Raw genomic sequence first — 12222 nt, 5'->3', positions numbered from 1 at the left:
GGGGCGGGGCGTCACGCGCTGCGCAGGACCAGCAGGCTGATCTCGCTGGGCGCGAAGACCCGGAACGGCGGGCCCCAGAACCCGGCCCCGCGGGTGGTGTAGAGGTGCGTGCGGTCGTTCAGCGCGGTCAGGCCCTGCAACCACGGCTGGTCGACGCGCACGAGCAGGTGGAACGGCCAGATCTGCCCGCCGTGGGTGTGCCCGGAGACCTGGAGGTCCACGCCCGCCTCGACCGCGGTGGTGATCTGCTTGGGCTGGTGGGCCAGCAGCAGCACCGGCAGGTCGGGGTCGGCGCCGTCGAGCGCGTGCTCGATGTCGGGCCGGTGCCCCGGCAGGCCCGACGAGGGCGCCGTGCGGTCGTCGATGCCCGCCACCACCAGCCGCGAGCCGCCGCGCTCGACCACCACGTGCCGGTTGTGCAGGGCCTCCCAGCCCAGCTCCGACATGTGGTCCAGCCACTCCTGCGCCTGGCTGAAGTACTCGTGGTTGCCCGTCACGTACACCCGGGCCAGGGCGGCGCGCACGTCCCCGAGGTGGCGCGACTGCGGGCGGCGCTGGGCCACCCGGCCGTCGGCGATGTCGCCCGCGTGCGCCACCACGTCCGGCTCCAGCGCGTTCACCGCCGCCACCGTGCGCTCGGACCACTTCGCGCGGTCGATCGGGCCGTAGTGGGTGTCAGCGAGCAGCACCACGCGCAGGCCGTCGAGGCCCGCGCCCAGCCGGGGCAGGCGGATCTCGGTGGTGCGCACGCGCGGCACCCGCATCGCCTCGAAGTGCCCGTACGCCAGCAGGACCGCGGCCACGACCACCACGCCCAGCGCCACCGCGCGGGTCGGGTTGCCCACGCCCGCCAGGCTCAGCACCAGCGACACGACCCCGCCGACGATGCTCCAGGTGAACAGCACCCAGATCACGCCCAGCAGCACGTCACCGGCCAGCGACGCCGCGTCCGACCCCTTGGCGTGCCCGGCCACCATCAGCAGCGGCAGCGCCACCGCCCCCGCGGCGAACACCACCGTGCCGACCGCCACCACCGCGCCCGGCCAGTCCTGCCCGCCGAGCACCAGCAACCACCACGGCACCCCGAACAGCAGCAGCACCGCGGTGACCGCGACGGCGAGGAAGGGCAGGCGGGGCCGGGCCGGTGCGGCCTGGTCGCGCTGATCGGTCTGCGACATGGGGCCGCTCCTCTCCTGACCGGACCCAACTTACCCGCGCGCGCGAACCCGTGCCGTACCGTGGGCGCGTGACCGGAACCGATCGCTTCGCCTCGGTCGACGACGTGGTGGACCGGCTCGCCGAGCAGGGCTACCTGGCCTCGGCCGCGGTCGCCACCACGGTGTTCCTGGCCGACCGGCTGGGCAGGCCGCTGCTGGTCGAGGGCCCCGCGGGGGTGGGCAAGACCGAGCTGTCGCGGGCGGTCGCCGCCGCCACCGGCTCCCGCCTCGTGCGGTTGCAGTGCTACGAGGGCGTCGACGAGGCCCGCGCGCTCTACGAGTGGAACCACGCCAAGCAGCTGCTGCGCATCACCGCGGGCGGCGACGAGGGGTGGGAGGCCGCGCGCGCGGACATCTTCACCGAGGAGTTCCTGCTCGCCCGCCCCCTGCTGACCGCCATCACCGGCGACGAGCCCACGGTGCTGCTCGTCGACGAGGTGGACAAGGCCGACGTCGAGGTCGAGGGCCTGCTGCTGGAGGTCCTGGGCGACTTCCAGGTCACCGTCCCCGAACTGGGCACCATCGTCGCCCGCCGCAGGCCCTTCACCGTCCTGACCTCCAACGCCACCCGCGACCTCTCCGACGCCCTGCGCCGCCGCTGCCTGTTCCTGCACATCGACTTCCCGGACGCGGACCTCGAACGCCGCATCGTCACCACCAAGGTCCCCGGTGTCGACGCGGCCCTGACCGCCTCGGTGGTCGCCGTGGTCGGCGCCCTGCGCGCCATGGACCTGCGCAAGGCCCCCTCGGTGGCCGAGACCGTCGACTGGGCCCGCACCCTGCTGGCCCTGGGCGCCGACACCCTCGACGAGGAGGTCGTCCGCACCAGCCTCGGCGTCATCGTCAAGCACCAGGACGACATCGCCCGCGTCCGCGACCACCTCGACCTGGACAAGGCCCTCGGCAGCGCGACCCCATGAGCGGGGTGCCGGAGCGGTTGGTCGAGATGGTGACCGCGCTGCGCGGGCACGGGATCACCGCGGGTCCCAGCGAGACCGTGGACGCCGCCGCGGTGGTGGAGGTGCTGGGGCTGGCCGACCGCGAGCTGCTGCGGGAGGGGTTGGCGGCGGCGCTGCTGCGCCGGGCGGACCAGCGCGGGGTGTTCGACGCGGTGTTCGACGTGTGCTTCCCGCTGGGGGTCGGCGCGCCGGAGGGGGCGCGGGACCAGGAGTGGGACCTCGACCGGGTGCGCGACGAACTGGTGGCGGCGCTGGCCGCGGACGACCCGGGGGCCATCGGCAGGCTCGCCGGGATCGCGGTGGAGGCGTTCGGGCGGTACGGGGCGGGCGGCACCGGGGGCGGCGGCTACTCGGCGTACGAGGCGCTGGAGCGGGTGCGGCCGCAGTCGCTGGTGGTGCGGGCGCTGGCCGAGCGCGGCGGCGACAGCGGCGCCTTCACCGACCGCCTGCACCGCGACGAGGTCCGCCGCCGGGTGGAGTCCTTCCGCGCGGCCGTGCGCACCGAGGCTCGCCGCCGCACCGCCGAGGCGCGCGGCCGCAGGCGGGTGCTCGACCACGCCGTCGACCCCTCCCCCGACCGCGTCGACTTCCTCGTCGCCAGCCGCGCCCAGCTCGCGGACCTGCGCCGCACCATCCAACCGCTGTCCCGCAAGCTCGCCACCCGCCTCGCCGCCCGCCGCCGCCGCGCCGCCCGCGGCCACATCGACATCCGCCGCACCCTGCGCCGCTCCCTGTCCACCGGCGGCGTCCCGATCGACCTCGCGTTCCGCAGGAACCGCCCCGCGCGCCCCGAGATCGTCCTGCTCTGCGACCTGTCCGGCTCCGTCGCGGGCTTCGCCAACTTCACCATGCTCCTGGTCCAAGCCCTGCACGACCAGTTCAGCAAGGTCCGCGTCTTCGGCTTCATCGACACCGTCGACGAGATCACCCACCTCGTCCGCACCGGCGCCGCCGACCCCGACTCCCTCGGCGCCCGCATCCACGCCGAAGCCACCCTCACCACCTGGGACGGCCACAGCGACTACGGCCGCTCCTTCCGCCACTTCCTCGACCGCCACGCCGACGCCATCACCCCCCGCACCTCCCTGCTCATCCTGGGCGACGCGCGGACCAACGGCGGCGACCCGGCCCTGGACGCCTTCCGCACCCTGGTCACCCCAGCCCGCCACGCCCACTGGCTCAACCCGGAACGCCGGGCCCTGTGGAACACGGGCGACTCGGTGGCGGACAGGTATGCGGGCCTGATCCGGATGCACGAGTGCCGCAACACCCGCCAGCTCACCACCCTGGTCAGCCGGCTGCTGCCCACCTGAGGTGGGCTACAGCAACTCGTCGTCCTCCAGGGCGGAGAGCCTGGAGAGCAGGTCCGGCCGGTGGGCCAGCGCGGTGTCGCGCTGCGGCCAGCGGAGGTCGTGGGCGTAGTCCCCCAGCGCTTCGGTGTAGTCCGCCACGGGAATGCGGCGATCAGCAAGAGCGCACCAGATCTCAGCGGCCTGTTCCAGGCTGACGCCCTCCTGGAGAGTGGCGTTGAGCGCTTCCAGGGCGTGCTCACGCCCACCCTCACGATCAAGCAACTTCAGGTAGAGCCCCAGGTTCCGAACTCGCTGCCCGAGCATGGGCAAGTCCACTTCGTGGAGGTGTTCGCGCAGGAAGGATTCCGGCACAAGCTCATCGTTCACCAACAACTGGAACACCAACGCCGCATGTTCCGAGGCAACCGGAGCCGCGAAGTTGACCAAGCGCAGGTAGACCGGCCTCCGCTCCTCCCAGCGCCGACCTCGCGCGTGAAACAGGAACGCCGCCAGGAGTTCTGCTACCACCGGCTTGGCGCCCGTCTCCGTGAACACGGTGTACGGCAGCGTTCTTGCGAAGAATCCCGTGGGGCCACCGATCGCAGAGACGACGTGGTCCAACTCCGGCGCGGCGATCAAGCGGGCGGCCCTGAAGAAGGTCGCCTCGGACGCGGGAACCCATTCCCTGCCGCGACTGTGCACCAGCACCTTTCCCGCCGGGCCACCCCGTCTCACAGCGAAGGCCTCCACCACGCTGTGCCATGCGCTTCCGCTCAGCTGCGATTGCCACAGTCGAGCCAACCTCGACCAGCGCTCGCCGTGCAGGTCGTCCTCGGGGAAGAGGTCCGCAGAGGACACCCCGTCCGCGACGACTGTCAGCAGGAGCACCAGGTTCGCGCTGTAGGTGGCCGCGCGCTCCACCTGTGTCATGGCCACCGGCTGATAGGCGTCCTGCGGCACTTCTCGACCCGGCTGCTGCAAGGCTCGAAACGCCGCCAGCAGCGCCTCCCGCATGGCCCGCAGCTGCTCACCTGGGGTCCGCGCCGCTTCCTCCACCAGGAATTCCATCGTCGTCGTGCGCACCGACAGCACCGAGCACGAGAGGAACCCGCGCAACCGGGCGTCGTCCACGTGGCCGTTGTCAGCGAACAGCGCGGAACGGGCAACCCGGATGCGCTCCACGAGGTCGACGACGCACCTCCACGTCAGCCGCGCCACCAGGTATTCACCGAAGGTGGCGTGCAGGAACTCATAGGTGCCGATCTCTTGGTCGTCGACGGTGGCACGCGCGCGGTGGATGTAGAAGAACCTGCCCAGTGCGTCCCGCGCCTGCCCCGCCAAGCGCTGATGCGCGGCGGTGACAGCAGGCCGGGAATCCCCGGCCAGTCCGAGAGCCACCAGATCGGCGGCCAATTCCTCGTCGGTGATCCACTGCGCGCCCCGGTTGAACATGCCGATGGCCACCACCGACAGGATCAACAACTCCTTCTCGACTTCGGCGTCGTCCTCCGGGTCGACCCGCTTCGACACCTCCCGCCGGGCGAACCGGACCAGCAGCCGCTCGTACAGCTCGGACTTGCTGAGCTTGTCCGTCTCCCCTTGCAGCGCGCCGCTTTCGGCGTCGTAAAGGGCGACCATGAGCAGGAGCAGCGGTTGGGAGACCAGGTCGAGGTGGCGTTCGATCGTCTCCAGGGTCAGCGGGCTGCGCCCGTTGGCGCGCAGGTAGTCCCGGTTGGTGTAGTTCCACACGTCGACCCAGCTCTGGATCTGGTCGACCTCGAAGCGCTCGATCCGGGCGACCAGGACCTCCCCGGGGAGCCTCATCCGGTCGGCCACGGTCACCCGGCTGGTGACCACCACACCGACGTGCCTGCCCTGGGTCCGCTCGACCTCCTGGAACCGCTGCACCCGCACGAGGTAGTCGGACTTGCTCACCCCGGTGGCCTGGATCAGCTCGTCGAAACCGTCGAGGAACAGCAGCAGCACCGACTCACCGGCGGCGCGGGCGAACTCCGGCCAGGACACCGACTCGTGGGTGGACAGCCGGATCGCTTGCTCTACCTGATCGTGCACCTCGGCTTCGGCGCGCACGTCCCGCAGCGGCACCCGGACGACGACGAAGTCCGGGGACGGGAGGGTCGCCGCCTGCACCTCGGTTAGCAGCGACTTGCCCGCGCCCGGGTGCCCGAGCACCACCAGCGGCGCCTCCCACGCGGCCGGGGTGGACAGGTGCGCGAGGAAGAACGCGGAGAACCCAGCGCGCGGCGGAACCCGGTCCCAGAAGTCCTCGCTGCTGATGGAGGTGAGCGCACCTGCCTTGGCGAGTTTGAACATGGGGTCGACGTAGGCGTCCTCGACGGTGGGGGCGTCCAGTCCCTCCGGGAGGTCGTCGGCCTTGACCAGCTTCCGACCCAGCACGGCGCGGTTGGACCGCAGGACGCCCTGGAACGCCGGGGCAGCACGTTCCACAGGCTGCGCCCGGTCGAGCAGCTGCGACACGGCCCGCTGCACGTCGCGGACGCGCTCGTGGGTGGCCCGGTTCTCCGACAGGCTCAGCCAGATGGAGAACTCCGGGCACTCCGCCGCCGCCCGCACCAGCGATCCTTCGAAGCGGTCGACGGCCACCAGCGGGGTGCGGGCGAGGGCGTCGGAGAGGGCTTGGCGGCGCAGTGGGCCCAGTTCCTCCCACCAGCTCAGACCCCTCACGAAGTCCAGGAAGCGCTCGTTCAAGCCACCGTAGAACTCCTGGAGCGCGGCACGCGTCTCCGCGGGCGCCGCCTGCACCCCCAGTTCGGGCAGCCGCGAGCCCAGGATCACCTCAGCGACCTGCTTCAACGACTCCGCGGAGCTCTCGGCGGCCAGCCCCAGTTGCTCCCTGCGGGACAGCACGGGCACTTCAGCCTGCACCGACCGGCTCAGCTCGGCCACAGCCTCGAAGAACGCCGTCACCACGAGCACGCCGCGGGCGGCGCGCAGCCGCTGGACCCGATCGACCTGGCCGAGCCCGTGCCTGCGGTCGATGCCCCGGGCGACCAGCTCGGAGCCGACCCTGGTGAGCTCGCTCTTGGCGTCGAAGATCGACAGGAGGTCCGGCACCCCCGGGGTGGCCGCCAGCAGCAGCCCGCCGAACACCTTGTCCAGGGCGTCCACCAGCGGTTGGCCACCCCTGCCCAGAAGGGTGACCGCGTCCCGGTACGTCAAGGGCTTCACCGGCGTTCCCCCATCCTGCGGCCGCGTGCGGCTGGAAGGGTGGCACACCGCGGCCGAAATTGGCCAGTGCCTCGCCTTGCGGGTCAGCGGCGCTTGCGCTTGCCCGCCTGCTCGACGAGCACCTGGATCTCCTCGGCCAAGCCGGGGTGGGTGCGGACGGTGGAGTCGAGGGCGGCGCCGAGCAGGGACTGGGCCAGGTGGTCGTCGGGGTTGGCCTGGACCTGGGAGAGGGGGCCGCGGGTGGCGCCGAAGCGGGTGAGGAGGTCGTGGATGCGGGCGGCGGCGGGGGTGGAAGCGCCGCGGAGGTGGTCGGCGACGAGCGCGGCGCCGGTGTCCGAGAGCGACATGCAGGCCTGCCTTGCGTGCGGGGGGACGTCGCCCGGAGGGTCGCGCCACCACAGGCGGGCGTTACACGCAAGGGTCCTACGCCACATCGGGGCGTGGAGCTGAGCATCCCTCGCTCAGCGCCACGCCCCGCGGCGCTCAGTCGGCCTGGGCGAGGGACAGGGCGAAGCGCCCCTCGGGGTCGGTCCACCAGTGGGCCAGGGCGAAGCCCGCGGTGCGCAGTTCGGACTCCACCCGTTCGCGGCGGAACTTGGCGGAGATCTCGGTGCGCACCTGCTCCCCGGCGGCGAACTCGACCACCAGGTCCAGGCCGCTGATGGTCACGCGCTGGGCCGAGGTGGCGCGCAGGCGCATCTCGACCCACTCGTTCACTTCGTCCCAGTGCGAGAGGTGCGCGAACGCGTCGACGTCGAAGTCGGCGCCGAGTTCGCGGTTGAGCACGTGCAGGACGTTCTTGTTGAACTCGGCCGTCACGCCCTGGGCGTCGTCGTAGGCGGCCTCCAGGGTGGCGCGGTCCTTGACCAGGTCGGTGCCGAGCAGCAGCCACTCCCCCGGCTTGAGCAGGTCGCGCACCGAGGACAGGAAGCGGGCGCGCTCGTCCGGGAGGAAGTTGCCGATGGTGCCGCCGAGGAACGCCACCAGCCGGGTGGGGTCGCCGGGGAGCAGGGACAGGTGCTCGGTGAAGTCGCCCACCACGCCGTGCACCTGGGCGGAGGGGTACTTGCCCGCCAGGACCCCGGCTGCCTCGCGCAGGGCGGTGCCGGAGACGTCGAGGGTGGTGATCTGGGTGAGGGTGCCCGCGGTGCGCAGGGCGTCGAGCAGCAGCAGGGTCTTCTCCGACGAGCCCGACCCCAGTTCCACCAGGGTGTTCGCGCCGGTGGCGGTCGCGATGTCGGCCGCGTGCTCAGCGAGGATCGCGCGCTCGGCGCGGGTCGGGTAGTACTCCGGCAGCCGGGTGATGTCCTCGAACAGCTCGCTGCCCCGGGCGTCGTAGAACCACTTGGGCGGCAGGGTCTTCGGGGACGCGGTCAGGCCGGCGCGGGCGTCGGCGGCCAGGGCGGTCGCCGCGTGGTCTTCGGGAAGGTGCACGTCGAAGGTGGGCTCGGGCACGGTGCCTCCTCAGGAGGGGCCCAGCGCGCGGGTGCGCACGCCGGGGTGGGGACCCGCCTGCGCGACCACCAGGAGGCGGTCGGCGAAGGGGGTCCACCGGGGGTCGTCGTCCCAGGGCTCGGAGGCCAGGGTGACGGAGTCGGGGCCGACGAGCGCGGACAGCGAGTGCCACCAGGTGGTGGCGACCAGCACCGCGCCGTCGGTCAGCATCAGGTTCAGGCGGGAGTCGGGGGCGCGGGCGGCCACGTCCTCCACCACGGACGCGAGGGCGTCCTCAGCGGACACCCCGGCGCGCAAGCGGTTGCGCACCAACGCCCACAGCAGGGCGCTGTCGGTCGGCGCGTCCAGGGTCAGCAGGTCGACCACCGGCAGCTCGGCGGCCAGGTCGGCCACCGAACCGGGCCACCCGCGCACGACCCCGTTGTGGCTGAACAGCCACCGCCCGTCGGTGAAGGGCGCGCACGCGGTCTCCACGACCGGCATGCCCACCGTCGCGGAGCGGGCCGCCGCCAGCACCGCCGGGCTGCTGACCGAGGCCGACAGCGCCGCGAACGACGTGTCCGTCCACATCGGAACGGCGCGCCGGTAGCGGACGGGCTCGGCGGAGCCGGGGGCGTACCAGCCCACGCCGAACCCGTCGGCGTTGACGGTGCCCCCGCCGCGCATGTCGGCGGGGGCCCAGGTCTGGGTCAGCAGCCCGGTCGGACCGGTCAGCAGGCGTGCCAAGGGCACGGCGGGGCCCAGGTACCCCAGGTGGCGGCACATCCGTCAGCGGACCTCGTGCGGCGCGGCGTCGCGGGCGAGCCGGAAGCCGGAGAAGATCTGCCGCCGGATCGGGTGGTCCCAGTTGCGGAAGGTGCCGCGCACGGCGTCGGCGTCGGTGCCGAACGACCCGCCGCGCAGCATCTTGTAGTCGCCGCCGAAGAACACCTCGGAGTACTCCCGGTACGGGAACGCGGCGAACCCGGGGTAGGGGTGGAAGTCGGAGTCGCACCACTCCCACACGTCGCCCATGAGCTGCCGCACGCCCAGCGGGGACGCCCCCGCCGCGTACGCGCCGACCGGGGCGGGCCGCAGGTGCCGCTGCCCGAGGTTGGCGTGCTCGGCCGTCGGTTCCTCGTCGCCCCAGGGGAACCGGCGCGAGCGGCCGGTGGCCGGGTCGAACCGGGCCGCCTTCTCCCACTCCGGTTCGGTGGGCAGCCGCTTGCCCGCCCACGCCGCGTACGCCTGCGCCTCGTGGAAGCACACGTGCACCACGGGTTCGTCGACCGGCACCGGCTCGCGCACCCCGAACCGGGTGCGGTACCAGCCGTCCTCGGCGCGCTCCCAGAACCGCGGCGCCACCAGGCCCGCCTTCTGCCGGTGCGCCCACCCGGCCGCGCTCCACCAGCGCTCGTCGTCGTAGCCGCCCGCGTCGAGGAACGCCAGGTACTCGCCGTTGCTCACCGGCACGGTGTCGATGAAGAACGCGTCGACGTGCACGCCGACCGCGGGCCGCTCGTTGTCCAGCGCCCACGGGTCGGTGGAGGTGCCCATGGTGAACTCACCGCCGGGCACCAGCACCTCGCGCTCGGGCAGCGGCACCACCGCCCGCGGCGGTTCCGGCGCGTGCAGCACCGGGGCGCCCAGGCGCAGCTGGTGGGTGGCCAGCATCGTCTCGGCGTGCTGCTGCTCGTGCTGGACGATCATGCCGAAGGCGAACCCGTCCTGGAGCAGCCTGCGGCCCTCCAGCGGCGAGCGGTCCAGCACGTCGAACACCTTCTCCCGCACCTGCCGCACGTACCCCCGCGCCTCGGCGGGGCTCAGCAGCGGCAGCCCCGGGCGGCTGGCCCGGGAGTGCTGGAAGGCGTCGTAGAGGTTGTCGATGTCCTCGCGCACCGGCTCGCGGCCGCCCACGTCGCGCACCAGCCACAGCTCCTCCTGGTTGCCGATGTGGGCCAGGTCCCACACCAGCGGGGACATGAGCTTGGAGTGCTGGCGGACGAGGTCGTCGTCGTCGACGGCGTCGGTGAGCGCGGTCGAGCGGGCGCGGGAGCGGGTGAGCGCCGCGGCGACGCGGGCGCGCACCGCCTCCCGGCCCGGGTCGTGCAGGTCCGTGCTGGTCATGGCGTCCTCCCGGCGGTGTGCGTGCGGTCGACGAGCGCGGTGCACCGCTGGAGCACGTGCGCGCGGGTGGCCGCGGGCAGGTCGAGGCGGTCCACCGCCGGGATGCCCAGGTCGAGCACCCGGCGGGCGGCCGCGGCGGTCGGCGGGTCGGCCAAGCCCAGGCGGGCGGCCTCCAGCCACCGGTCCGCGACCGGTGCGCAGGCGTCGACGACCGCGTCGACGGTGCGCGGGTCGGCCATCAGCGCGGTGAGCAGCGCGACCGGGACGACCCACTCCGGACCCGGCTGCGCGTCGAGGTAGCGCACCTCGACGTACCCGTGCGGCCGGACCGGGGTGAACATGCTGGTGAGGTGGTAGTCGAGGTCGTCGACGGTGGGTGGTCGCGGCAGCGCGCCGTCGATCCAGTCCGCGAAGGTGACCCCATGCGGCACCGTCCAGTCGGCGCCGGGGCGCCGGGCGAACAGCAGCGGGGTGTCCACCACCTGCCGCGCCCACGCCGCGGCCGGGTCGTCGGTGGCCGGGACGGGGCTGGAGCGGCCGGGCTGGATGCCCAGCACCGCCCGCGCCCGCGCCGAGGCCCACCCGTCGGCCGGGGAGTTGGCGAACAGCGCGGTGCAGACCGGGCCCAGCGAGGTGATCGCGGCGAACCGGGTGGCGACCTGGTCCGCCTCCCCGGCGTCCAGGCAGACCTGGAGGCCCGCCGTCGCGCACATCATGGTCAGGCCCTCGGGGCCCAGCGGGGTGAACGCGTGCTCCATGGCCGCGTAGCGGGGGGTGTCGAGCACCCGGCGCGGGCCGCGGTGCGGGTCCAGGCCGCGGGTGCCCAGCACCAAGCCCGCCTCGTCGAGGCGTCCGGTGAGGTAGGCGGTGTCCGCGGCGACCGCGTCGATGACCGTCCCCAGGGAGGTCGCCGGGAGGGAGGAGATCTCGACCTGCCCGCCGGGTTCGACGGTGAGCAGGGAGCCTGCGGGCAGCGCGTCGTGCGGGCTGCCCGCGCGCACGGTGGCGGGGGCGTGCGGGCCGAGCGCGGCCGCCAGGTGGGCCGGTTCGAGCCTGCGCGCGGGGTCGTCGCGGTGGTGCGCGGTCCACTCCAGCTCGACCCCGACCAGGCGGGGCGGACCGTGCTTGAAGCACACCGAAGCGACGTACGCCTCGGCCTCGACGCGGGCACGCAGCCTTCGGTGGTCCGGCTGCACCTCGCCCGCCTGTTCGACGGTGGTCAGAACGATCATCCCCTTTGTCCGCAAGGGTTTTCGGCCGCGTTCGACGCTACACGCGCCCACCGACAACCGCCGGGTCCCGCGGTTGCGCCGAAGGGGTGGCCTCGATCCCAAAACGTACGTACGGATTGCGATGCTCCGGGGGGCGGTGCCACGATCACCGGGTGCCCAGGGTGAGCCAGGACCATCTCGACGCGCGTCGGCGCCAGATCCTCGACGGCGCGCGGGCGTGCTTCGCCCGCCACGGCTACGAGGGGGCCACCGTGCGGCGGTTGGAAGAGGCTACCGGACTCTCCCGGGGCGCGATCTTCCACCACTTCCGGGACAAGGAATCGCTCTTCCTCGCCCTGGCCGAGGACGAGACCCTGCGGATGAGCGAGGTCGTCGCCGAGCAGGGCCTGGTGCAGGTGATGCGCAACCTGCTCGCGCCCGCGCTGCCCGGCGCGCACCCCGCCGACTGGCTCGGCACCCGGCTGGAGGTCTCCCGGCGGCTGCGCACCGACCCGGAGTTCCGCGCCCGCTGGGCCGAGCGCTCCGAGCAGCTCACCACCGCCACCCGCGAGCGCCTGCTGCGCCAGCGCGAGGCGGGCAAGCTGCGCGACGACGTCGACGTCGACGTGCTGACCTCGTTCCTGGAGCTGGTGCTGGAGGGGCTGGTGTCGCACCTGGCGATGGGCCTGCCCGCCGACGGCCTCGGCCCGGTGCTCGACCTGGTGGAGGAGTCGGTGCGCCGCCACCGCCGCAGCGGCTGAAAGCGGTTGTG

10 protein-coding genes are annotated in these 12222 nt (G+C 73.3%); 3 read left to right on the top strand and 7 right to left on the bottom strand.

The genetic code is table 11. The features are described from left to right. Nucleotides 1-11 precede the first annotated feature (11 nt). Nucleotides 12-1178 (bottom strand): metallophosphoesterase, encoded by a 1167-nt coding sequence (locus tag BJP25_RS07075; RefSeq protein ID WP_075973931.1) that lies wholly within the window; start codon nucleotides 1176-1178, stop codon nucleotides 12-14. Nucleotides 1179-1246: 68 nt separating this feature from the next. On the opposite strand from BJP25_RS07075, the gene BJP25_RS07070 reads away from it, so the two are divergent. Further along, entirely contained in the window at nucleotides 1247-2137 is an 891-nt protein-coding gene (locus BJP25_RS07070; RefSeq protein ID WP_075973930.1) for an AAA family ATPase, read from the top strand. After that, on the top strand, nucleotides 2134-3489 hold the full coding sequence (locus tag BJP25_RS07065; RefSeq protein ID WP_075973929.1) for a vWA domain-containing protein: 1356 nt from the start codon (nucleotides 2134-2136) through the stop codon (nucleotides 3487-3489). Before BJP25_RS07070 ends, BJP25_RS07065 begins: the two co-directional genes overlap by 4 nt. A 6-nt stretch (nucleotides 3490-3495) precedes the next feature. Here the strand turns inward: BJP25_RS07065 and BJP25_RS07060 are convergent, their stop codons facing one another. From BJP25_RS07060 to BJP25_RS07035, 6 genes are all read right to left on the bottom strand, one after another. Then, nucleotides 3496-6678 carry an NACHT domain-containing protein gene (locus tag BJP25_RS07060; protein ID WP_075973928.1) on the bottom strand — a complete coding sequence of 1061 codons (3183 nt, stop codon included), beginning with the start codon at nucleotides 6676-6678 and terminating at the stop codon, nucleotides 3496-3498. An 83-nt stretch (nucleotides 6679-6761) separates the two neighbouring features. Further along, entirely contained in the window at nucleotides 6762-7025 is a 264-nt protein-coding gene (locus tag BJP25_RS07055; RefSeq protein WP_075973927.1) for a hypothetical protein, read from the bottom strand. Nucleotides 7026-7161: 136 nt separating this feature from the next. Next, nucleotides 7162-8133 (bottom strand): L-histidine N(alpha)-methyltransferase, encoded by a 972-nt coding sequence (egtD, locus tag BJP25_RS07050; RefSeq protein ID WP_075973926.1) that lies wholly within the window; start codon nucleotides 8131-8133, stop codon nucleotides 7162-7164. 9 nt (nucleotides 8134-8142) lie between these two features. After that, entirely contained in the window at nucleotides 8143-8898 is a 756-nt protein-coding gene (egtC, locus tag BJP25_RS07045) for an ergothioneine biosynthesis protein EgtC (protein ID WP_075973925.1), read from the bottom strand. A 3-nt stretch (nucleotides 8899-8901) separates the two neighbouring features. Beyond that, nucleotides 8902-10239 carry an ergothioneine biosynthesis protein EgtB gene (egtB, locus tag BJP25_RS07040; RefSeq protein ID WP_075973924.1) on the bottom strand — a complete coding sequence of 446 codons (1338 nt, stop codon included), beginning with the start codon at nucleotides 10237-10239 and terminating at the stop codon, nucleotides 8902-8904. After that, nucleotides 10236-11471 (bottom strand): glutamate-cysteine ligase family protein, encoded by a 1236-nt coding sequence (locus BJP25_RS07035; protein WP_075973923.1) that lies wholly within the window; start codon nucleotides 11469-11471, stop codon nucleotides 10236-10238. Before BJP25_RS07035 ends, egtB begins: the two co-directional genes overlap by 4 nt. A 152-nt stretch (nucleotides 11472-11623) precedes the next feature. Here BJP25_RS07035 and BJP25_RS07030 point away from each other — a divergent pair, with 152 nt between their 5' ends. After that, nucleotides 11624-12211, top strand: coding sequence for a TetR/AcrR family transcriptional regulator (locus BJP25_RS07030; RefSeq protein WP_075973922.1), 588 nt, complete (start codon nucleotides 11624-11626; stop codon nucleotides 12209-12211). Nucleotides 12212-12222: the final 11 nt, after the last annotated feature.

Source organism: Actinokineospora bangkokensis (assembly GCF_001940455.1).
GTDB lineage: Bacteria > Actinomycetota > Actinomycetes > Mycobacteriales > Pseudonocardiaceae > Actinokineospora > Actinokineospora bangkokensis.
This window is presented reverse-complemented; position numbering and strand designations above follow the sequence as displayed.

Bases quoted from the DNA above. Each gene is read 5' to 3' on its own strand.
- BJP25_RS07075 (WP_075973931.1), bottom strand. From the start codon at position 1,178: ATGTCGCAGACCGATCAGCGCGACCAGGCCGCACCGGCCCGGCCCCGC.
- BJP25_RS07065 (WP_075973929.1), top strand. From the start codon at position 2,134: ATGAGCGGGGTGCCGGAGCGGTTGGTCGAGATGGTGACCGCGCTGCGC.
- egtB (WP_075973924.1), bottom strand. From the start codon at position 10,239: ATGACCAGCACGGACCTGCACGACCCGGGCCGGGAGGCGGTGCGCGCC.
- BJP25_RS07055 (WP_075973927.1), bottom strand. From the start codon at position 7,025: ATGTCGCTCTCGGACACCGGCGCCGCGCTCGTCGCCGACCACCTCCGC.
- egtC (WP_075973925.1), bottom strand. From the start codon at position 8,898: ATGTGCCGCCACCTGGGGTACCTGGGCCCCGCCGTGCCCTTGGCACGC.
- BJP25_RS07035 (WP_075973923.1), bottom strand. From the start codon at position 11,471: ATGATCGTTCTGACCACCGTCGAACAGGCGGGCGAGGTGCAGCCGGAC.